Source organism: Pseudomonas typographi (genome assembly GCF_014694385.1).
Taxonomy (GTDB): domain Bacteria; phylum Pseudomonadota; class Gammaproteobacteria; order Pseudomonadales; family Pseudomonadaceae; genus Aquipseudomonas; species Aquipseudomonas typographi.
The window spans coordinates 31,230-53,318 of record NZ_JAAOCA010000027.1 but is presented as its reverse complement, the minus strand read 5'-3'; the positions used below and the strand labels follow the sequence as shown (position 1 = coordinate 53,318).

Genomic DNA, 22,089 nt, shown 5'->3' with positions numbered 1-22,089 from the left:
AGGGAGCGCATCGGAGCCCAAGGCTTACCGGTGCGTGGTCGTTGTGTGTTGAAAACGCTCTGCTGGGCCTGCACGTCAGGTCCCTCTGGGCTTGGCCTTGGCGGTCGCTTCTGCGAGCAGCGGGTCATCCGGCCAGTAGTGCTTGGGGTACTGGCCTTTGAGGTCTTTTTTCACATCGGCATAGGTGGTACGCCAGAAGTTCGCCAGGTCCTGGGTGACCTGAACCGGGCGACGTGCCGGCGACAGCAGATGCAGCTTGAGCACCTGCCTGCCGTTGGCAATGCGCGGGGTATCGCCAAGGCCAAACAGCTCCTGAAGGCGCACCGCGAGGATGGGTGGGACTTCGCTGTAGTCGATACGGATACTCGACCCGCTAGGCACCTGAAGCGACTGTGGCGCCAGGGCCTCCAGTTGCTGGGGCAATGGCCAAGGCAGCAGGTTTCGCAGTATTGAGGCAAGGTCGAGCTGGGCGAAATGGCTTAGCCGAGTCACCTTGCCCAAGTAAGGCGCCAGCCATGCCTCCAGTGTCGCGGTCAGCGTCGCATCACTGAGGTCCGGCCATTCGCTGGTCGTATGGGTGTCCAGGTCGAGGCTGCGCAGCAAGGCAACACGTGCCTGCCATTGGCGCAACGCTGGCGACCACGGCAACAGCGCCAAGCCTTTGCGCCGAACATAGTTGACCAACGCTTGGCCACGCATTTGTTCATCGATGTGAGGCAGTGGTGCGGTTTCGAGTATCAACTCACCCACCTTGGTCTGGCGCTCTGCCCGCAGCACACCCTCACGTTCGTCCCAATCCAGCGCGTCCACCTGGCTGAGTTGATCGTGCAGGGCCGTCTCGAACAAGCCGGGGTCTAGCTCCGCGGCGAGGTAAATGCGCTCTTCACGCTGCCCTTGGCGGCTACCCAAATCGGCGACCACCAGCCAGGGGTATTTCACCAAGGCGTCGGGCTCGGTGAACAACGCCGCCCGGCCATTGGCCAAGCGGTACTCGGCACCGTTGGCACGGCGCTGCTGGGCAATCCGGTCCGGATACGCCAGGGCCAGCAGGCACCCGACCCACCTCGCATGATGAGGGTCCGTGACAGCCTCGGTCACCGGGCCGCGCAGCATGGACCGGTATTGCTTGGCAAGCTTGCGAGCCCGTTGCACCCCGCCTTGCTCGCTTCGCTGCGCAGGCGGCTGTGCAGCCAGGATCGCTAATCGGCTGTGCACGTCGGCACCCAGCCCGCGCTGGATATCCCGCTCGCCCAGCAAGGCCGCCATATCGCAGGCCAGGCTGGCCAGGCCCAACGCATGGCCGCGCAGCAGCAGGTGAGCGATGCGAGGATGCGCAGGCAACGCTGCCATGGCCTGGCCGTGCTGGGTTAGCTGCCCACCCTGTTGAAGGGCCCCCAGCCGATGCAGCAAATCGCACGCCTGCGAGAAGGCAGCCGCCGGTGGCATGTCGAGCCATTTCAGTTGGGCCGGCGGTACGCCCCAGCGCGCGAGTTGCAGCGCCAACCCCGCGAGGTCCGCCTGTTGAACCTCCGGCGCACTGAAGCCGGCCAATTGCTCATGCTGGGCTTCAGACCACAACCGATAGCACACACCCGGCTCCAGCCGCCCTGCGCGGCCCGCACGCTGCGTGGCGCTCGCCTTGGAGATGCGCTGGGTGTCGAGCCTGGTCATGCCGCTGCGCGGGTCGAACCGGGGCACCCGCTCCAGGCCGGCGTCGATGACTACACGCACGCCGTCGATGGTGACACTGGTTTCCGCGATGTTGGTGGCCAACACGACTTTTCGCTTTCCGGGCGGCGCGGGTTCGATGGCAGCTTGCTGAGCACCCAGATCCAGCTCACCATGCAATGGGCAGAGCAAAATATCCTGATTGTCGCCGAGGCTGCCCTGAAGGCCTTGAGAAACACGTCGAATCTCGGCCTGGCCGGGCAAAAAGATCAGGATGCTGCCCGTTTGCTCGGCCAAGGCGTCCAGGCAGGCCGTTACCACCCGCGGCTCGATGAACTCGCCGGGTTGCTGGGGCCTGCCCCAGATCGTGGCCACGGGATACATTCGCCCCTCACTGGTGACGATGGGCGCATCATCGAGCAGCCGAGACAGGCGCTCACCTTCCAGGGTGGCGGACATCAACAGCACCTTCAGCGGCTGATCCTCTCGAAACAGCCCCCGGCCATTGAGCGTGAGCGCCAGGGCAAGGTCTGCCTCCAGGTTTCGCAGGTGGAACTCATCGAAAATAACCAGGCCAACGCCGTCCAACGAGGGGTCTTCCTGAAGCCTACGGGCCAGGACCCCTTCGGTGACCACCTCGATCCGGGTACGTGGGCCTACACGGCTTTCCAAGCGAATCCGGTATCCGACAGTTTCCCCGACCTGCTCTCCCAACTCGCTGGCTAACCGCTGTGCAGCCGCCCGCGCAGCCAAGCGGCGCGGTTCGAGCATGATAATCGCCTGCCCCTGCAGCCACGGCTGGCGCAAGAGTGCCAAGGGTACGCGAGTGGTTTTACCCGCCCCAGGCGGCGCCTGCAGAACGACCTCATGGCGATCGCTCAACGCTTGGAGCAGGGCCGGCAAGGCGGCGTCGATTGGCAAAGCACTCATGGTAGCCCCCTGGGAATGGCCGAGCAGTATAACGGTGAATGGCCGTGTTGCCGCGTGCTATGCGGGCAATGATGCCTAGCCCAGATTGCATCTATAGACGCATAATGCCTATATTTGAATCTACAGAAAAATCGCGAGATCACACTATGCCGCCAGTTCTCCCGACCGAAGCGTTCACCAAGGGCCAGTGCGTGACGGGCCTGCGCGCCGCATTGCGCACTCTCGACAAGTGGAAAACCTCCAGCGAGCAGGCCTGCCGCATCTTGCGCATTTCCCGCAGCACCTACACGCGGGCCAAGCAAAGCGATGGCGAATGGTCGGTCGGCCTGGACATGGATCAGATGCAACGCGTCAGCTTCGTGCTGAACATCCATGCCGCGCTGCGCACGGTGTTCGACAACCCAGACAACGTGTACGGTTTCCCATCGATGGCGAACCACAACGATTTTTTCAACGGGCGTAAGCCGCTCGACATCATGGCGCAAGGGGACTTCATTTCGCTGTACGAAACGTTTCGCCGAATCGACGCGCTGCGGGGCGCCCAATGGTAACGCTAGCGAACCTGCCCGAAGGGGCAGGCGAGGCATTGCAGGCTTATCGGCTGGTCAACTCTAAATTCCCGCCCATCGACCTGTTCGACGATGTGGCCGACGCCGCCGAGTTCGAGGCGCTGTACCAGATCCAGGCGCTGACCAACCCCAGGCTACAAAACCAGGTAGGCCGGCTCGAACGGGTGCCCCTGGGCGAGATACCGTTCGGCATTGCCGGCTGCGCCTACGCCGTGGCGCCCTTCACCCATGTGAACCCAGCCGGCTCGCGCTTCAGCAATGGCAGCTTCGGCGTGCTCTACCTGGCCGATACGCCGGACACCGCGCTCGCGGAAGTGCGCTACCACCAGGATCGCTATTGGTCGAACGTGGCTGGCCTGAGCTACGAGCGGTTCACCTTCCGCGGCTTGGCTTGCAGCTTCACCGATGCTGGCACCCGGGACGCCGCCACGCTGCCGCTGTCGGCACCTATTTATGCGGCTGATGACTACACCGCTGCGCAGCAGTTGGGCGCTGTGGCCAAGCGTGAGGGGTGTGCGGGCCTACGGTACCGTTCCGTACGGGCGCCCGGAAGCCTGTGCTGGGCGCTGATGACGCCCCGGCACGTCACCGCCATTATCCAACGCGCACACTACGAGATGATCTGGAACGGGCACATCAGTAGCGTTAACCGCGTGAGCACCGCGTAGCGCCCGCGCCGCTAAACAGCATCCGGCGGAAACGATTTCGGGTTGGCGCCTGGTGGGCTTGCGCGTATAACCGCGAACCTCGCCACACCGGTTGTGGTCCGAGTTTCCAGCAACATCCCTTAGCCTGTATCGTGGCGCTTCACCTCTTAGGAGTTTTTCATGCGCATGCCCTATCGTGTGGTTGGCGGTACCCTGGTGGCGGCCTTGCTCGCCCAATTGGCCGGGTGCGGCACGTTGTTCTGGCCTGAACGCCGCGGCCAGATCGAGGGCCGGGTCGACCCGGTGATCGCCGTGCTCGATGCCATCGGCCTACTTTTTTATATCATCCCTGGCGTGATCGCCTTCGGCGTAGACATCGCCACCGGCGCCATCTACCTCCCGGGCGGTACCCATGCCCAAGTCGACCCCGCGACGCTACGCCCCGCCGTGCAGCCAGACGGCACGGTAAACCGCGCGCGGCTGCAAGCAATCTTGCAACAGCAACTGGGGCGCCACCTGCCACTGGACGACCCGCGCCTGATCGAACATCGCGGCAGCCCCGAACAACTGGCGGCCTATGGCCTGGTGCCGGCGGCCTGATGCCTACCATCGCCAGCGACCGCCACGCCCGCTTGCTGCGCTTGGCCACATGTGCCTCGTTGAGCGTGGCCAGCATTCTGATCGTGGCCAAAGGGGTCGCCTGGTACCTGAGCGGTTCGGTAAGCCTGCTGGCCGGGCTCACCGACTCGGTGCTAGACGGCGCCGCCTCGTTCCTGAACCTGCTAGCCATTCACTACGCCCTGCGCCCGGCCGACGACGATCACCGCTACGGGCACGGTAAGGCCGAAGCCTTGGCCGGGGTGGGCCAGGCCTTGTTCATCGGCCTGAGCGCGGTGATGATCGGGGTGCAGGCTGCAGAGCGGCTGCGCACACCGGAGCCGATCAGCGATGCAGGGCTGGGCATCGCGGTCATGCTGTTGTCGCTGGTGCTCACGGTCGCACTGCTCACCCTACAGCACAAGGTAATCCGCGAAACCGGCTCTACCGCGGTGCGCGCCGACTCACTGCATTACCGCTCCGACCTGATGCTCAACGGCAGCATCTTGGTGGCCTTGCTGCTCTCAGCCTTCGGCTGGCCACAACTGGACGCGCTGTTCGGCTTGGGGATTTCGCTGTACATCCTTTGGAGCGCCGTGCACATCGCCAGGGAAAGTATCGAAATCCTCATGGACAAAGAACTGCCCGCCGACGTGAGCGAGCAGATGCTTGCCCTGGCGTGCAACATAGACGGCGTGCTGGGTGCCCATGACCTGCGCACCCGCGTGTCGGGTAACCACTGGTTCGTGCAATTGCACCTGGAGCTGCCCGGCGAATTGAGCCTGTCGGCGGCCCATGCACTGTGCGACCGGGTGGAAACCGCCATCATCGGTGAGTTCCCTAAGGCCGAGGTGCTGGTGCATGCCGACCCACGCGAGGTGGTCGGGGCTTAAGGGGCGTGGTGTTTCAGACATTGGCTGCACCGGTTTGGCGGTGCCTTTTGCCACCAGGCCGCCTTGCCTGACAACAACATTCACAGCTCAACGCTCGCGCGAGCATCTGAAACACTCCCACCAGAAACCTTTCGATACTTCTTGGTTCATAACCGGCCAAGGCATCATTGATGCCGGGCAACGTTTAGGTGCATGCCGACCGCTATCGTAGGCCCATGCATCACCCAACCGCCTAAGAGGAACGCAATCAATGCATGGTCTATCGCTTGCCCCTGCCCAACGTTGTGGGAGCTGCCCGGACCTGACAGTCAATATAACGAGCGATAACGACGAGGATTTAAAGCTCGCTAAGGACTTGCTCAAGGCACACTTCGCACCGCAAACGTTTACCGGCCAGATGCCCAGCCCCGCCCATAAGCGCTTGCTCGATCGCCATGCGGCGCTCGACGCTATTCGTAAAGCGCTTGAAGACTATTCGTCCCAACTCATCACTGGCGATTTAGTATTACACGCCCGTTACCTCGCCGAGGTTTCGCAAATGGACGTGACCGAGTTGAAGCGTGAGCACGCCGCCTTCGAAATCCTGGATGAGTTGCTTGAAAAAAGCCCAAGGGTTGCAAGGGCGCAGTTGCTGAAGCAGCGGTTGAAAGAGGGCGTGTTCAAAGATACAAAACTGTATCCGCTGGTAGCCGCCCGCAACACCCACCGTATTAGCGACTACGACACCATCGCTGATGGCCTGCCCCCCGCATTGGACCGAAGGGCCAAGCGGCCTCAAGCTACGCAGGAAGAAACCTCAGGGGTGGAGTTTGTCAGCCCTATCACCCTTTATCGTCTCTCCGCCAACCGGTTCAGCGACAACGAGGGCGAGGTGCGTTGCGATTTGCTAGCAGCTTATGGTGCTGCCTTTGAGGCGCGATATGGCACCCGCGGCGAAGCCATGAGCCCTTCAACCGTGGTGGGTGACATTTTGCTGGAACACTTCGACCAGTGCTTCACCTTGAAGCAGAGGCGTCGCAACGTTTAGTTAACCCCATAGCCCCGGCTGACCAAGCAGTTCACCAAATTTTGCCGATAGGTGTACACCACCGCATCGGCCGGTGCATAGGTGGCCGTGCGCGGGTCGAAGCCACTCTGCTGGCTCGCCCACTGCTGGCATTCGTAACGGTCCCGCTCCAACTGCGCCGGGCTTTGGCCATTGGCGGGGTAAATCGCCACGTCATAGCCGGCGGCGGCCTGCTGCACCGGCTGTACCTGAACAGGCTCAGTGGCCGGTACGCCTTGGGGCGGGTTGACCACCACGTATTGTTGTTCGTCGTCCACCCATTGGTAATAGGTGCCCGCGGCAAGGAAGAACACCGCACCGCCGATCCACATGCGGGTGGCATAATCGGGCAGGTAATGGGTGCGGATCCCATAGGGTGGGGTGACGACCACATACCGCCCCGCCTGGGGCCGGTACCAATAACCGCCAGAGAAGAAGAAATCCTGCCCTCTGTAGGGCACCCGCCAGTTTTGCCCAGGGAAACGATCAACCATTTGGCCCGGCCGGTACTGCGGCCCAGGGCCCCAGCCGTTACCGCGCGGTCCCCGGGCGTCGCCACCGCGCTGGCCGGCACCGCCGGCCTGCCACTGGCGGTTTTGCGGCTGCAGGTCGCGATAATCGCCCCTGATGGGCGGCTGGGTTTGTTGAACGCTGTCCGGATGGGGTTGTAACGGGTTGCCGTGAGGGGCGGCTTGGCCTGGCTGAGCGCGGTTAATGTTTTGCTGCCCACCCTGTGGGCGGCCAGCATTACCTTGGGCAGGGTGCGAGGGGCTGCCTTGTTGTGCCGGGGCACTTTGCTGGAAACGCCCTTGCGGCCCTTGGTTACCCTGGAACATACCGGGCGGCCCTTTTTCGTCGGCCAACGCATGCACCCCAATACTCAGGCAAAACACCCCTACCGCAACCCCGGGCCAAATGCTCACGCTTGCGTAACTCCTCGGACGAAACCGCCTAGACCATCAGACTGGCAAACCGCGGCGCGGTTCGCTGCCCTACTGTATCAAGCCAGTAGGGCGGCGGTCGCGGGCAGTTTAGGATTAACAATGGCCGTTCGGTTGGCGCCCCCTAGCCTACCCCCCCGGTTTGGTTCCCAGGGGCGGGGGCGCCTCATCGCCGCCTTGGCCGGAGCCGTCTTGGTGGGCAATCGCGTGGCGTTATCAATCGTCGCGCCGGGGCACTTTCGCTTGGCCTCGACCGGTTTGCGATGGGCGCTTTTGCGGCGTACCCCCCGGCACCCTTGGGTTCTGCAGTTTTGCGGCCCAGTCACTTTCGATAACCATGGCAATTACCTGCTCACGCGGGTTCGGCGAAGGCTTGACGACCTTAGGGTCTTGGCCATCGGTGCGACGGATCAGCCAATGCCGCTTGGCGCCCGTCCCTGTATTGGCCCAGACCTGCAACTGGCCTTGATTGATGGTTTGCAGTTTTTTCATATCGAGCGCTATCACATCTCGTACAGAGGCCAAGTCATTGGCAGGCCTGCCGAAAATAGCATTCATAATTTCCCGTGGCGTGTTTTCGGTAGGGCTCAAGTGCGTTGCGAATACGCCAATGTCCTTGTTTACCTCAGCACCACCGGGTACACGCCGGGAGTATATCAATGCCGCGCTATTACGAACCTGGGCCGCTTTGGACGAGGTGGTATACACGTACAACGTATCTGGAATATCCCTAGGTTTAAGCTGATGGGCATTTTGCCAACCTGCCACTTGGCGAAGGTCGTAAAAGCGGCGCCCGGCAGTGTCTGTCGTTTTCGGAATGCGAGTGACCGCCCAGCTTTTCGAACCACCATCCCATTTGACGTATTCGGCGCCGCCGCCGCGTTTCGCGATGTTCCATACTCCATTTTGCACGGTGGGCTCCACCTCGAAATAAAGCCCATTGTGCTTGATGTAGCGGTTATCCCCTTTTGAGGAGGGACCCGGCTTGACCCATACCAGTTCGCTCGACGGCTCCGCTGTACCGCTGATGCCGAGTGCTTCTGGCGTGCTAGCACAGCTGTCCAGCTTGGTCAGCGCCCGGCGCTGGCGTGTAGGGCAAATCAGCTCCAGGGGAGGGCGCGGCGTTACATCGCTGGCCAACCCCAGCCGCCAGCCCTTACCGTTCCAGGCGACCGGAGCGCCAGGTGGCTGGCCGTCCGGCATACGCACGCGGACTTGTGCGCCGTCGACCTCGACGCGATAAAAGCGGCCCCTGCTTTTGATCAGCGTGGCGCCGTTGTAGGAATAAAAATGGCCTACTACGTCGGGGATCACTTGGTGTTTCGGCTCGTGCGCCAGAGCGGGGGTGGCCCAACGTCCGTTGAGCTTGCCCGTGCGGCTGTCAAACCCCTCGAGGTACTTGGCCGTGCGTTGCAGTGCCGCCTGTGCATCTTCTACTCCGACCACGCCTTTGTGCCCAGCCCACGCCAAAAAACGGCGCGGGTTGACGGCGCGGAGGCCAAGCGCCCCCTCTACCAGGTCCACTGACGTCCACGCCAATTGCCTCAGCGCGCCAAGCCTGTCGCCCTGTTTCCATTGCCCAACCGCCGAATAGGCATCCTGCGCAGCCAAGGCTGCAGTCATGCCCATGCAAAATACCGAGCCCACGCCGCCGGTACCGGCAACACAGGCCCCCGCCGCCGCGTAGCTGAGCGCATCCTTGATCAGCCCAGCGATCATTTCGCCCCGGCCGACGGTTTCGGCGCAGGCATGGGCGATCAGCGCGCCAAGATAGTGCTTGGCCGCATCAGCCGGTTCGCTTAGTGGCGCAAGCACGGGGGCATAGCTACTCTCCCGCACCTTTACCAGCTCATCGCGTAGGGCTGATGCTTGCCAGGGGTGGGCGAGATCAACCAAATGTTCCCTGAGCGACCAACTGGAGCCCAACCAGGCCATGAATTGCTTGTACTCGAACAGCTGGTGCCCGTAGATCCCGCGCGGTAGGTAGATGTAGCGCTGTGCATTGTCCGTTTCAGCGCTCGACAGTATCAGCACACCGGGTATGGTGAATGCTCCGAGCTTCCAGTGGGCCACCCCGCGCTCGGCGGGTATGCTGGTTGGCAATGCCTGCAGCAGCTCGCCCAGCCATACGGCATCGTCGCCCAGCGCGCCTGCGGCTTGCTCCTGCTCCAACGCCAGGCGCATTGCCGCCGCCTGGGCCTGGATGAACAATTTGGCATATTCGGCGGCCTGAGGGTTTTGCCGATCTTGGAGCTTTTTCAGTTCAGCAATGTACGCCGTACCGGTATAAGTGCGCCGTAGGCGCTCCTGTAAGCCTTCCTTGACCTGCGGGGCGTTCAGTAACTCAGCAACCTTTGTATTGCTGCTGGCGAACGACGCGCTTTGCACGAAATCTTGATTAACTTGCCAGGCGGGCTCGCCCACTTGCCGGTAGCCGTTGATGATCCAGCGCGTCCAGGAAAACGTATAGCCATTGAACGTCAGTTGGATTTCATCTGGGTCGATGTCGGTAGGTTCTACCGCGATACCCATCTCGCGCAGCCCATCCACCAGATACGCCCGTTCTCGCCGGCGCGTGAACGCCTCGAGCGATATCACGTGAGCATCGGCGAATTCACGAGATTTCTGCGCGGCGACCTCTTCGTCGAGGCGGCTGGCTGCTGCCCGTGCTTGGCCGATCTGCTCATTAGCCAGGCGCAATGCTTGGCCTTGGCGAAGGCGCGACCACGCCTGCAGGCGCGCCGATGGCATGTGCCCGGGCAATGGGTCGAAAACTACGGTATGGCCTTCAGTACGGGCCTGTTTGATATCATCGATCACTTCTGCCGCCATGGCCTGCAGCGAGGATGGGCTTACCTGCAACAACTGGTCGGCAAAGCCCATCGGCGAAGGTGAGTTTTCATTGAGCACATCGGCATTCAGCGCCTGACGCAGGCCCGGCCAGCCGGTGTATTCGGTGAACACACCGGCGCCCCCTAGCGAGGGCGGGCCCGGCCGGTACAACACCAGCCTCGTCGCCTCGGCACCTACCCGGCTGAATAGCAGCCAGTTCGGCAGCTCGGCGACCTCCCCATTACGCAAGCGGATCGCCAGCAAACCGACCTGGGTGCCGCCATGGCCTATGAGGCCATTCAGGACCCACGAGTACCCCGAACCCGATAATGCGTTCGTGGCCTTCGCTCGCATCAGCGCCTGCAACAAGTCTTCTTCCAGCGCAGCGGCGCTTAGCAACGGCTTCAATGCTTCATGGCGTTGCTCGATCCAGGGTGGCGATGCAGGCCCCCGCGCTTGAGCACTTCGCAGCAGGTCATCTACCGCTGCGCGCTCCACCTCACTTACCTCCTGGCCGTTGTTACGCACCGCTTCTACCGTGCACTTACCACCCGCGGCCACATCCTGGTACGCCTGGACCAGCGATACCGTGCGTTGTTGTTGAAGTTCTTGGCCGCCGATAGTGAACGTATGGTTAAGCGTAACCTCGACCGGCCCAAGGTCGCTGAGCGACCAACCGTTCGCTTGCAAGGCTTGCCCAACCGCGGCTACCGGCTCTGGCAACGGGCCTGGGTCGGCTTGCTCGAAGGCGAGCAAGCGGGCCTGCCTGTTCAACTCGTACCGCAGCCAGGTGCGCTGCACCGTTATCGGTAGCGTTCTTACCCAGGGCTCGACAAAGTCCTGCTGCAACAGCGCATCCTCGATGTACTGGCGCTCGGCAGTCTCTGGGTCTTCCAGGTGGGAACGGGCGAGGAGGATGACCTCATCGGCCTCGATAATGTGCACAGAGTGATCGCCGAACTGGTGGTGCTCATCGGCCACGATTTGCGGCCCCTCAGCGATACTGCGCCTGTGCCGTAGCGCGCGTACCACACCCTGGTTTGGCGGGCCGTCGGGGTTGCCGATTGCCCACGGCTCGCCATCGCCCAGCATCACGCTGCCGGCCAGTATGGCCTTGACCTGCTCGCGCAGCGCCTCCAGGCTGGCTCCGGTCTGGGAGGCATGCTGGACAGCCTCGGCGATTGCATCGAGCGTTTGTACCTGGGTGCCGTCGGCCAGTATTTGAACGCTGCGCTCGAGCTCGCGCTTCAGCGGGGTGTCTAGCGGGCTGCTGTCGGCAGCCCTCCGCGCCAATTTTTCAACCAACGGCCCCCACCAGGGGCTGGTCAATGTCGCCGCTACAACACCAGCCCGCAAAGATCGCCCGGGGTTATTACCCACTATCGCGGCACCGGCCACCATCGCGTGTAGGAACGGCTTCACCACCACCGCCGGGGGCGCCTCTGGCCCATTGAGCGGGGCGGTTGCAGGGTCTGGCCTGCCGGGCGCGGCGGCGCGATGCATGATTGCCATTACCAACGTGGCAATCGCCTGAGTTATCCGCCCCCCCCAACCAGTAGCAGGGCCGGCCGGCCCTGCGGACGTGGCAGCAGGCTCACCCTCTGGCGCCCGCACCCCCAGCGCCTCGCGGTAACCCAGCAATTGCTCAAGCTGTGCATTGAACAAGCCCACCTCGCCCTTTTCGGCGTGCGCGTGCATCGCACTGGCCACCTGTAGCACTTGCCTCAGTTGCTCTGCACGCGGGCTCTCAGCCTGGCTGCCGTGTAGGTCGTACCTCAGGCTAGCAAGCTCAACTTGGCAATGTTCGACGAACTGGGCCAGGCTGTTGGCCTCATCCTCGATACGCCGTTGCCGGTTCAGCGGCTGCGGGTCACCCTGGGCGCCAAGCAGCGCGTTCAGGCAATCATAGCTTTGGCGCACATAGCCAGTGAGCGCCTGGCCGTTACCGGCCAACCGGCCTAGTTGCGCGACGACTTGGGCAGGCTCTGCTACCGGCGGTTCAATGGCGCCGTCAAGCCAAGCGGCGAGGGCTTCACGCAACGCCGTAGCCCCCGCGCCCAATAACAGGGTGCCTGGTACGGTGTACGGTGCGGTAGCCGCGCCGCACGCCAGGGTGGCCAACCCATAGGCAAGGCCCAGTGGGCTCAATACGCCCCGCTCCAATGCGCTATTGAGCACGCCCAGGAACTGGTTCGGCCCAGGGGCTTTTTCAAGTTCCGGCAGCAGGTTGCCCCACGCCTGCTTCGCCGCGCCAATGCCCAGCTGGCCCGTTAATAGCGAGCGCAACGCCGTGTAACCAGCGGCCCCGGGCAAGGCCAGCGGCGACAGCTTTTGCAGTAGGTTCTGTAGCAGTTTCGCCGGCAGGTGCACGGCCCAGTCCTGCCGTAACAAGGTTTGGCTGGCGCGCGCCAGCAACTGGCCCCTCTCGCTCTGTTGTTGCGAAGCGATGTGCCCGTCGAGCGCGCCTTTGAGTTCGTCGCGCAACGCTTGCAATCGGAGCCGGTCGATACCCTGGCCATTCAGCGATGCCGGTACCGTTTCGCCGTGTAGCAGTACTTCGCCATGCATGTACGCCGCCAAATGGTGCAGGAACCCTGCGGGTGTTTCCAACGGTGCGCGGTCGCGGCCCATAAGCCAGTGCTCGAGGTCTACGGGTGCCAAACCTGCATACCACTGCTCCAGGCCTTGGGCCTGCAAGTACGCCTGCATCTCGGGCAGGTATTGCGCCAGGCGGTCTTCATCCCGCAATTGCTGAAACAAGTGGACGTTCAGGCGCGGGTGCAGGCTGCCACCAAGTACCACGTCAGCCCACATGTCGACTCGTTGGCTGGCGGGGGCCACCGACGCCAAGGTTTCACTCGATGAGCACATTTTCTTCAGCCGGCTTACGAAATTCAGCACCGACGCGAGGATCCCGGCCGTTCCGCTAGGCGCGGCGTAGCTGCCAAATGAATTAGGGATATGTGGCATTTGATGTCCTGATTATTTTCCAAAGGGCGCTGCGTTGTTACAGCGCCGGCACGCTCTGCAAAGAGGGCCGGATTAGAGCCTTCGGGCTTTTTCAGGACTTACAGGAATCGCTCACGGCCAGGGTGGGGACACCTCCAGCAACGATTGGCCATGGCACGGCGAGCGCCCCATAGAAAAAGGGGAGGCCCGTGGGCCTCCCCTTAATGCACCCTTACGCCCTGGCACGGCACTTATGGCGCCGGCTCACCCACCCTGTTTTCTGAACAGGCGTGTAGCCCGGGGGCCAAGCCCGGCCCTGTAGGGCCGGGGGCCGCGGGCGGCCTGTTTGGGCCGCCCGCCGTGGACGCGTGTCCGGGCAGTGATTCTGGGTTAAAGCTTACGCTCGCCAGGCCAGCACAAGTTTGCGAAGTGTGCCGATCAAAACGCTACTTGCGCAATTTTTAGCTCAGGAACCATAATTTGCAGCAATCCATTAAAAAGAGAACGCATCGATGAGCAAGCTCGACCGCTATGACTTGAGTATCCTGGCCGAATTGCAGCGCGACGCACGCATCTCCAACCAAGATTTGGCCGAACGCATCGGCTTGTCGCCCTCGCCCTGCTCCCGGCGGGTCAAACAACTGGAAGACGACGGTTACATTGCGCGGCAAGTGGCGTTACTGGACAGGAAGAAACTGGGGTTGAGCCTCACCGCCTATGTGTTCATCGGCATGGACCGCCACACGCCCGAGCGCTTCGAGAAGTTCGAAGCGACCATTCGCAACCTGCCACAGGTGCTCGAATGCAGCCTGGTCACCGGCATGGAGGCAGACTATCAACTCAAGGTGGTGGTGCAAGACATGGACCACTACCAGCAATTGCTGCTCGGGCACCTCACCCGCATCGAAGGGGTGACCAGCGTGCGCTCGAGCTTTGTGCTCAACCAGGTGCTAGGGAGCACCGAGCTACCCCTGGCGCACCTGCGCAGTTAGTTAAAGGGCCGCTGGCACCTCACGCCACTGCCCTGGCTGCAACTCGGCCAGCCCCCATGGGCCGATGCGCACCCGCACCAGGCGTAAGGTCGGCAGGCCCACCGCGGCCGTCATGCGCCGTACTTGGCGGTTGCGCCCCTCGCGTATGACCAGCTCCAGCCAAGCGGTGGGCACTTGCTTGCGAAACCGCACCGGCGGGTGGCGGGCCCATAACAGCGGCGGTTCAAGCCGGCGGCATTCGGCAGGCAGGGTCGGGCCGTCGCTCAGTTCAACGCCGGCGCGCAAGCGCTGTAGCTGCTCGTCGCTGGGCTCGCCCTCAACCTGTACCCAGTAGGTTTTCGGCAGTTTGTGCTTGGGGTCGGCAATGCGTGCCTGCAGCCGGCCGTCGTTGGTCAACAGCAGCAAGCCTTCGCTGTCGCGGTCCAGCCGCCCGGCCGGGTAAACCCCAGGCACGTCGACGTAATCCTTGAGGGTGGCGCGGCCACCCTCATCGTTGAACTGTGTAAGCACATCGAAGGGCTTGTTCAGCAACAGCAGCCGAGGGGTGGCCGGTGGCGCCTTGGCGACTCGGCGTTTGGCAGCGGGGCGGCGAGGTGTAGCAGGCATGGCGGCGGGCCTTGGGCAAATCAACGAAACGGCGGTTCATCAAAACTGCGCAGTTTGCGCGAGTGCAACGCGTTCAGTTGCGTGCGCAGCAGGTCAAGGGCGGCAATGCCGATTTTAAGGTGCTGGCTAACAGCGCGGTTGTAGAAGGCATTGGCCGAGCCCGGTAGCTTGATCTCGCTGTGTAAGGGTTTGTCTGACACGCACAGCAAGGTGCCATAGGGCACACGCAGGCGGTACCCCTGCGCGGCAATGGTGCCGCTTTCCATATCGACCGCCACCGCTCGCGAGAGGTTGATCAGCGGCCGTTCCTGGGCCCAGCGCAACTCCCAGTTGCGGTCGTCGTAGGTCAGCACGGTGCCGGTGCGCAGGCGTTTTTTCAATTGGTCGCCGTGCTCCCCGGTCACCTGCGCCGCAGCCTCCTGCAGCGCCATTTGCACTTCGGCCAGGGCCGGAATGGGGATATGTGGCGGTACCAGGCGGTCGAGGATGCCATCACGGCGCATATAAGCATGGGCCAGCACGTAGTCGCCGATGGTCTGGGATTGGCGCAGCCCGCCGCAGTGGCCGATCATCAGCCAGCAGTGCGGGCGCAACACGGCCAGGTGGTCGGTGATGTTCTTGGCGTTGGACGGGCCGACGCCGATGTTGACCAGCGTTACACCGTCGCCATCGGCGGCAATCAGGTGGTAGGCCGGCATCTGGTAGCGGTGCCACACCACCCCAGCCACCAGGGCCTGGGCTTCGCCGTTGTCCATACCTTTTTCGATGACCACATTGCCTGGCATTACCAGGCGCACGAAGCGCGGGTCGTTTTGCAACTGCTCCAGGCCATGGGCGACGAACTGGTCGACGTAGCGGTGGTAATTGGTCAGCAAAATCCATGGCTGCACGTGGCGCCAGTCACTGCCGGTGTAGTGCACCAGCCGGCGTAGCGAAAAATCCACCCGTGCGGCATCGAACAGTGCCAGCGGCAAAGGGTCGGCATGTGCCCAATCGTAAAGGCCATCGGCGATGGCATCGGTGGCGGCGGAAAGGTCGGTACTGGGGAACACGCGCGCCAATTCAGCGGCGGTCACGCCAGTGCCGGCTAATTCATCGCCTTGGTCCACCACGTAAGGGTAGGGAATGTCCTGCTCGCTCACCCCCACTTCCAGCGTCACATCGAAATCCCGCACCAGCGGGCGCAATTGCTCGAGCAGGTATTTACCGAACGCCGCTGGCTGGGTCACGGTCACCGAGTAGGTGCCCGGCAGTTGCAGCTTGGCATAGGCGCGGGTGGTGCTGGGCACCTCGCCATGGGATTGGTACACCACGCGCAGCACGGGGTAGCGAAACAGTTCGCGCTCGGCGGCGCTGGGTTCGGTACGGTCTTTGAGGTAGCGCTTGAGCGCCTGGCTCAGCGCGGCGGTAGCGCGATCGTGCAGCGATGCCAGGTGTTCGACAGCGGCCTCGGGGGTGGCAGCGACGGTAAAGCGTTCAGTGTTACGGGTCACGATAAGCGTCCTTCTGATCTGGCACCCGTTCATCTTGCCTGCAATATGTTGCAAAGGCACCTTTGGCGTGGCTTAAACCCCGGGGCTTGAGCGGGCCACCAATTGCGGCACGGCGAGCCCTCGGGGCAGGGCCCCAAATGCCCGGCCACTGCCGGCCAAGCGGCTGGCGATGAACGCATCGCTCACTTCGCTGTTACCCGCTTCAAGCAGCAGCTTGGCCTGCAAGGCAAGGGCGATGCTTTCGGTCAGTTGCCGGGCACGGTATTGGGCGCCTTCGGTGTCGGCCAGTTGCGCCTTAAGTTGCTCAATCGCCGCCAGCAAGCGGCGCTCGCCGTGGCCGTCGCCCAGTTCGTGGAAAAGTGCGTCGCGCACGCCGGGCTCTTTTGCCAATGCACGCAGTACGTCCAGGCACTGCACATTACCTGAGCCTTCCCAAATTGAATTCACCGGTGCTTCACGGTACAGGCGCGGTAACACGCTGTCTTCGATGTAACCCGTGCCACCCAGGCATTCGGCGGCTTCCACCAACATCGCCGGGGCGCGCTTGCAAATCCAGTATTTGCCCACCGCGGTCACCAGCCGGGCGAACAAGGTCTGGTGCTCATCGGCTGGGTTGTCCAGCGCCTGGCCCATGCGCAGGCTCAACGCCAGGGCCGCCTCGCTTTCCAGGGCAAGGTCGGCCAGTACGTTCTGCATCAGCGGCTGCTCGGCCAACACCCGCCCCCCCACTTGGCGGTAGGCACAGTGGTGCAGCGCCTGGGTCAAGCCCTGGCGCATCAGCGCGCTGGAGCCAACCATGCAATCGAAACGGGTCATTGCCACCATTTCGATGATGGTCGCCACACCGCGCCCCTCCTCCCCCACCAACCAAGCCAAGGCCCCGCGCAGCTCGACCTCGCTGGAGGCATTGGCGCGGTTACCCAGTTTGTCCTTGAGCCGTTGGATATAAAACTCGTTGCGGCTGCCGTCGGGGCGGTGGCGGGGCAATAAAAAGCAACCCAGCCCGCGTTCGGTCTGGGCCAGGGTGAGGAAGGCGTCACACATGGGCGCCGAGCAGAACCATTTATGCCCCAGCAACTCGTATGCCTCGCCCGGGCCGGCCTGGCCCACCGCATAAGCGCGGGTGGTATTGGCGCGCACATCGGTGCCACCTTGCTTCTCGGTCATCGCCATGCCAATCGTGACGCCGGCCTTTTCGGCCATCGGCACGTTGCGCGGGTCGTATTCACGGGCGAGCACCTTGGGCAACCACTGTTTGGCCAGCCCCGGCTGCCGGCGCAACGCCGGTACGCAGGCAAAGGTCATGGTCAGCGGGCAACCACTGCCCGGTTCGGCCTGGGTGTGCAGGTAGGTCAGTGCCGCCCGTGCCACATGGGCACCGGGCTGCGGCTCGGCCCAGGGCAATGAGGGCAGGCCGTGCTCGACGGCGGTTTTCATCAGTTGGTGGTAGGCCGGGTGAAACTCAACCCAATCGATGCGGTGGCCTTGGCGATCGTGGCTGTGGAATACCGGCGGGTGGGCATTGGCCAGAAACCCCGCCGCCGCCAACGGACCACCGGCCAGCGCACCATAGGCATCGATGCGCGGTTCGGCCCAACCACCGCCGAAGCGCCGCAGCCACTGGCGTAACGGCAGGTCGACGCGATACAGGTTGCAGCCCTCCAGAGGCGGTGGCTGGTTGGTCACCACATGGGTTTCGGCAAAGGCGCGCAGTTCCATGGAACCTCCTCAAGGCAGCTATGGGTTGCCCTTGAGTGAAGCACGGGCTCGGCCGCTTCACCAAGCGGCAAACCGGCCTCAGGCGCTGGCGATTTCCCGTGCCGGCTCGCCCATCAGGGCGCCCTGCAGCACGGCGTGCAGTTCATCGAAACGCACCGGCCGCTGCAGCACGTGCCGCAGCCCAGCGCCCTCGCACAAGCCAAGCCATTGGCCGTTGCCCCCTGCGAGAACCACCAGCGCCGGCGGCGCCTGGGGCCGTGCCTGGCGCAAACGCTGCGCGGTGCCAGCCAAATCAGCCGCCAGCGCTTGGGCATCGAGTATGGCCACGTCTACCGGCTCGCTCGTTAACAGCGCAAGGGCGGCATCCAGGCCCTCCACGGTACGCACCCGGTATCCCCACTTCAGCAGCATGCCACGCAACAGCAGTTGTTCGATGCTTTGATCATCGAGCAACATCACGGTGCACCCTTGCGCGGGGCGATGGGCGATAGGTTGGCCAAGGCGCCCCGCCGGTGCCGGCAGTGCATCGCCTTGTACCTGGGCAAGCGGGATGTCGATCTCGAAGCGGCTACCCTCGCCGGGCACGGAGCGGTGGTGCAAGCGCCCCCCCAACAGGGCGACCAACTGCCGGCAAATCGCAAGGCCGATACCCAGGCCCCCATGTTCGCGGGTGGTCGAACCGTCCAATTGGTAAAAGCGCTGGTACAGCGCCTCGTCACTAAAATCGAAACCGATGCCGGTATCGGCCACCGAGCACTTCAAGGCCACTGCTTGGGCGTCGCTGCCAGCGCTTTCCACCGCCAGTGTCACGCCGCCGCGGGCAGTGAACTTGATGGCGTTGTCGAGCAAACAGCCAATGGCCATGGCCAGTTTTTTCGAATCGCCGCATAGGCGCTCCGGCAAGCCAGGCCCTACGTTCACGGTGAAGGCTAGGCCCTTGCGCTCAGCGCTGCCGATGTACTGCATCTGTAGGCTTTCGAGCAGCGCCCGCAGGCGAAACGGCTCATTGTGCGACAGCAGGCGCCCGGCTTGCAGTTCAGAAAGGGTCAGGATGTCGTCGATCATACGCATCATGTCGCGGGCCGAATGGGTGGCGGTGTGTTGGTATTGCGACATTTCCGCGTCCATGGGCACGGTTTGCATCAGCTCCAGCGAGCCGATCACGCCGTTCATGGGGGTACGCAGTTCGTGGGTGAGGGTGGCGAGGAACTCGTCCTTGAGGTGGTTGCTGACCGACAACTGCTGGTTCATGGCTTCGAGCTTCTGGCTTGCCTCACGCAACACCTGGGCTTGCTGTTCACGCATTTGGTTGATGCGGTCGGCCAAGGCCAACGACAGCAAGGCCACTTCCAGCGCCGAACCCAGTTGGCTGGCGTACATGGTCAGGAACATGTTCGGCAACAAGCCGATGACCATCAAGGTGTTGACCACCCCCCCGAGCAAGAAGGCCGTCCAGGCGATCATGAAATACCGCGCCTGGCGCAGGCCGCGCCACCAGGCAAGCGCGCCGGTGCAGAAGATCATCAGGGTAAACACCAGCGCCAACGCGGTGGCCAAACGCAACGACAGCGCATAGCCCGCAGCCAGCGCCAGTACCATCACCAGTACGGCCCAGGCCATCAACCCCTTGAGCAAGCGGTCACCCCAGCGGCTGTACTGCGGCGTGCGTAAGAAACTACGGGTGAACTGGCAACCAAAAAAGCTGGCAGCGCCGATCAGAAACGGCGTGGCCGTGTTGGCCCACCACGGGTTGTTGGGCCATAAAAACTCTACACCGGCGCCGTTGACCGACACCTGGTACAAGCCGAACGAGCCGATATAAAGGATGTAATAGAGGTAGCTGGTGTCACGCACGCTCAGGTAAATGAACAGGTTGTAGACCACCATCACCAGCAGCACGCCGTAGATCATCCCCAACACATACAGGCGCACCGGCTGATCTTCGAGGTAGGCCGTAGGCGACCATAGCGCCAGTGGCACCTGTACCGAGCCTTCACTCTGTACCCGCAGGTACACGATTTTTTCTTGCCCGGGCTCGAAGGGCAAGTCGAACACGTAAGTGTTCTGGCGGATCGGCCGGCTGGCCCATGGCAGTTGGTCACCGGTACGTTGGGCCAACTGGAAACGCCCATCGGTACCGGCCAGGTACAGGTCTACATGGTCCAACGGCGGGTATGCCAGTTCCAGAAGCCAATGGCGAACGCCCGCCTGCGCGGTGGTGGGCTGATAACGCAGTTGCAAGCGAACCCAGAATGCCGAGGTGGAATACCCGGCGTTGAGCACATCGCTGGTGTTGGTGTGCAGCTTGCCCGCCTTCGCCGCGGCCACCACCTGGCCGATGGTCGCCGCGGCGGAAGGGTCTTCGAGCACCTGCATGGTACGGCCTAGGGGCAGGGTACGGGTCGACTCATCGAAATCGACCGCCGCGGCTACCATCGGCAACCAGCCCAGCAATAAAATGAAGAGGTAGCGCATGGAGCCCCAGCCTGACTTGGCCGCTGAACGCCGGGAAGCCCCCATTTCCCTAGAGACGGCGCAACGGCATGCCTGTTATCGGTATCGCAGCATCCTAGCATAGCCCTGAGCCATTATGTACGAAGCAGGTTACAAAGCACGCGCAAGGCTCTGCAATGGCGATTTCAGCATTTATATTGTCGTTAACAGGTACGTTCGCGCCGAGCACGGCGAGCTACCGCCCCACCACCAGCACGTGCCCGGCTCGCGGGTTTGGTGGTAAGCTCGCCGCCCATGAATACATATGCCTCCCGCCCCGTTGTGCTTTGTTTGTCTGGCCATGACCCCAGTGGGGGCGCCGGTCTGCAAGCCGACATCGAAGCCCTGATCGCACAAGGCTGCCATGCCGCGCCAGCGGTCACCGCCTTGACCGTGCAAGACACCGTGAACGTTAGCGCCTTTCGTATGCTCGACCGCGAATGGGTACTGGCCCAGGCCCACGCGGTATTGGCCGACTCTTCGGTGGCCGCCATCAAGCTGGGCATGCTCGGCTCGGTGGAAATGGTGGATACCGTAGCCGAGATCATCAGCGCCAACCGGCATATCCCGGTGGTCTGCGACCCGGTGTTGCAAGCCGGTGGCGGCGGGCGGCTGGGCAAGGATGAAGTCGGCTACGCCATTCGCGAAAAACTGCTGCCATTGGCCACCCTCGCCACGCCCAACCTGCCGGAGGCGCGTATCCTGGCCGAACTGCCCGAGGGCAGCGCCGACCAATGCGCACAAACGCTGTTGCGGTATTGCCAGCATGTGTTGATCACCGGCGGCCATGGCGACGAAAGCGAGATTCACAACCGCTTGTACGGCCGCGATGGGTTGCGCCAGCTATCGACTTGCCAGCGCCTGCCGGGCAGCTACCATGGCTCAGGGTGCACACTGGCCAGTGCCGTGGCCGGCCGCCTGGCACTTGGCCAAGCGCTTCAGGGCGCTGTAACGGCAGCCCTGGACTACACCTGGCGCACCCTGCGTGACGCCGAGCGACTGGGCAAAGGCCAATACGTGCCGCGCCGGTTGCCGCTGGATTTTTGCAGCTGATACGGCCCAGTGAGGTGCCCCCGATGAAACGCCGTGGCTTGTATGCCGTTACCGATCACGCCCTGCTCGCCAATCGCTATTTGAGCTACGTGCAGGCGGCCCTGGATGGCGGCTTGGCGCTGCTGCAGTACCGTGACAAAAGCCAAGATGCTTCGCGCCGGTTACGCGAGGCCAGCGCCTTGATGAAACTTTGCGAGCCCTATAAGGCGCAGCTATTGATCAACGACGACGCCGAGCTTGCCGCCAAGCTGGGCGTGGGCGTGCACCTGGGGCAAACCGACGGCCCGCTGCCGGCCGCGCGCACCCTGCTGGGGCGCGAGGCGATCATCGGCGCCACCTGCCATGCCAGCCTGGAGCTTGCCCGCCAAGCCGCCGCCCAAGGCGCCAGCTATGTCGCCTTCGGGCGTTTTTTCGAGTCTGCCACCAAACCCGATGCGGCGCCGGCCTCGCTGGATGTGTTGGTACAGGCGCGCCGCGAACTGAAACTGCCCATTTGCGTGATCGGCGGGATCACCGTAGACAACGCCGCGCCGCTGGTCGAGCGCGGCGCCGACCTACTGGCCGTGGTCGGCGGCCTGTTCAACGCTGATACGCCCCAGGACGTGACCCGCCGGGCCCGCGCCTTCAATGCCCTGCTGGGCCTGTAGTGTGGCGCCATTGCG

The 22,089-nt window shown here is 63.1% G+C and carries 15 protein-coding genes; 8 read left to right on the top strand and 7 right to left on the bottom strand.

Annotated features, from left to right (window positions below; translation table 11 throughout):
• Positions 1-75 precede the first annotated feature (75 nt).
• A complete protein-coding gene (gene hrpB / locus HAQ05_RS20020) occupies positions 76-2,598 on the bottom strand; it encodes an ATP-dependent helicase HrpB (protein WP_190423769.1) in 2,523 nt (840 codons plus the stop codon).
• A 146-nt stretch (positions 2,599-2,744) separates the two neighbouring features.
• Between hrpB and HAQ05_RS20015 the strand changes: the two genes are divergently transcribed.
• From HAQ05_RS20015 to HAQ05_RS19995, 5 genes are all read left to right on the top strand, one after another.
• Positions 2,745-3,149, top strand: coding sequence for an antitoxin Xre-like helix-turn-helix domain-containing protein (locus HAQ05_RS20015; protein WP_190423767.1), 405 nt, complete (start codon positions 2,745-2,747; stop codon positions 3,147-3,149).
• On the top strand, positions 3,143-3,835 hold the full coding sequence (locus HAQ05_RS20010) for an RES family NAD+ phosphorylase (protein WP_190423765.1): 693 nt from the start codon (positions 3,143-3,145) through the stop codon (positions 3,833-3,835). Before HAQ05_RS20015 ends, HAQ05_RS20010 begins: the two co-directional genes overlap by 7 nt.
• Positions 3,836-3,994: 159 nt before the next feature.
• The gene (locus tag HAQ05_RS20005; protein WP_190423763.1) at positions 3,995-4,414 is read left to right on the top strand and encodes a polyribonucleotide nucleotidyltransferase; all 420 of its coding nucleotides are present in this window, start codon (positions 3,995-3,997) and stop codon (positions 4,412-4,414) included.
• Positions 4,414-5,304: a cation diffusion facilitator family transporter gene (locus HAQ05_RS20000; protein ID WP_194719630.1), complete on the top strand. Its 891-nt coding sequence runs from the start codon at positions 4,414-4,416 to the stop codon at positions 5,302-5,304. The genes HAQ05_RS20005 and HAQ05_RS20000 overlap by 1 nt, the downstream gene beginning before the upstream one ends.
• A gap of 250 nt (positions 5,305-5,554) precedes the next feature.
• Positions 5,555-6,331 carry a hypothetical protein gene (locus HAQ05_RS19995; protein WP_190423760.1) on the top strand — a complete coding sequence of 259 codons (777 nt, stop codon included), beginning with the start codon at positions 5,555-5,557 and terminating at the stop codon, positions 6,329-6,331.
• Here the strand turns inward: HAQ05_RS19995 and HAQ05_RS19990 are convergent.
• Together HAQ05_RS19990 and HAQ05_RS19985 are read right to left on the bottom strand one after the other, a co-directional pair.
• Positions 6,328-7,272, bottom strand: a complete 945-nt coding sequence (locus tag HAQ05_RS19990) for a DUF6515 family protein (protein ID WP_190423758.1) — start codon at positions 7,270-7,272, stop codon at positions 6,328-6,330. The two genes, HAQ05_RS19995 and HAQ05_RS19990, sit on opposite strands and share 4 nt — an antisense overlap.
• 234 nt (positions 7,273-7,506) lie before the next feature.
• Entirely contained in the window at positions 7,507-13,092 is a 5,586-nt protein-coding gene (locus HAQ05_RS19985) for a hypothetical protein (protein WP_190423756.1), read from the bottom strand.
• Between the two features lie 491 nt (positions 13,093-13,583).
• On the opposite strand from HAQ05_RS19985, the gene HAQ05_RS19980 reads away from it, so the two are divergent.
• Entirely contained in the window at positions 13,584-14,063 is a 480-nt protein-coding gene (locus HAQ05_RS19980) for an Lrp/AsnC family transcriptional regulator (RefSeq protein ID WP_190423754.1), read from the top strand.
• Here HAQ05_RS19980 and HAQ05_RS19975 read toward each other — a convergent pair whose 3' ends face one another.
• The 4 genes from HAQ05_RS19975 to HAQ05_RS19960 form a co-directional block, all read right to left on the bottom strand.
• On the bottom strand, positions 14,064-14,669 hold the full coding sequence (locus HAQ05_RS19975) for a pseudouridine synthase (protein ID WP_190423752.1): 606 nt from the start codon (positions 14,667-14,669) through the stop codon (positions 14,064-14,066). It lies immediately after the preceding gene.
• 20 nt (positions 14,670-14,689) lie between these two features.
• A complete protein-coding gene (gene amn / locus HAQ05_RS19970; RefSeq protein ID WP_190423750.1) occupies positions 14,690-16,195 on the bottom strand; it encodes an AMP nucleosidase in 1,506 nt (501 codons plus the stop codon).
• A gap of 39 nt (positions 16,196-16,234) precedes the next feature.
• Entirely contained in the window at positions 16,235-17,881 is a 1,647-nt protein-coding gene (locus HAQ05_RS19965; RefSeq protein WP_190423748.1) for an acyl-CoA dehydrogenase family protein, read from the bottom strand.
• A gap of 78 nt (positions 17,882-17,959) precedes the next feature.
• Positions 17,960-20,356 carry a hybrid sensor histidine kinase/response regulator gene (locus HAQ05_RS19960; RefSeq protein ID WP_190423746.1) on the bottom strand — a complete coding sequence of 799 codons (2,397 nt, stop codon included), beginning with the start codon at positions 20,354-20,356 and terminating at the stop codon, positions 17,960-17,962.
• A 273-nt stretch (positions 20,357-20,629) separates the two neighbouring features.
• Here HAQ05_RS19960 and HAQ05_RS19955 point away from each other — a divergent pair, with 273 nt between their 5' ends.
• Both HAQ05_RS19955 and thiE read left to right on the top strand, forming a co-directional pair.
• Positions 20,630-21,427 (top strand): hydroxymethylpyrimidine/phosphomethylpyrimidine kinase, encoded by a 798-nt coding sequence (locus HAQ05_RS19955; protein WP_190423744.1) that lies wholly within the window; start codon positions 20,630-20,632, stop codon positions 21,425-21,427.
• Between the two features lie 23 nt (positions 21,428-21,450).
• Positions 21,451-22,074 carry a thiamine phosphate synthase gene (thiE, locus tag HAQ05_RS19950; protein WP_190423742.1) on the top strand — a complete coding sequence of 208 codons (624 nt, stop codon included), beginning with the start codon at positions 21,451-21,453 and terminating at the stop codon, positions 22,072-22,074.
• Positions 22,075-22,089 lie beyond the last annotated feature (15 nt).